Genomic DNA, 314 nt, shown 5'->3' with positions numbered 1-314 from the left:
TGAGTAAAAGGAATGCGGTGAGTGGTTGTGTAGGTAGAAGGCTTGAGGAAGCAGAAGAAATGGTTGAGCGGGATAAGATTGAAAAACTGCTAGTAGTAAATGAGGAAGGTGTTTTGAAAGGCGTGATGAGGATTAAGGATATGGAAAAAGTGATTGAGTTCCGGAATTGTTGGAAGGATAAGAAAGGGGGATTATTATGGGGAGGGGGAGTGGGGGTAAGAGGGGATAGGATGAAGGGTGTTGAGATGGTGGTGAAATGAGATGTGGATGTGATTGTTGTTGATACAGGGCATGGGCATTGGAAGGGTGTAATT

1 pseudogene is annotated in these 314 nt (G+C 44.3%); it reads left to right on the top strand.

What is annotated here, in order from left to right:
* A pseudogene (locus tag FS736_RS23540) lies at window positions 1–260 on the top strand (IMP dehydrogenase); the annotation flags it as partial.
* Between the last annotated feature and the right edge of the window lie 54 nt (window positions 261–314).

Source organism: Cytobacillus oceanisediminis 2691 (genome assembly GCF_007678455.1).
GTDB lineage: Bacteria > Bacillota > Bacilli > Bacillales > Cytobacillaceae > Mesobacillus > Mesobacillus oceanisediminis_A.
The sequence above is the reverse complement of the archived record's forward strand: the minus strand, read 5'-3'. Positions and strand labels throughout refer to the sequence as shown.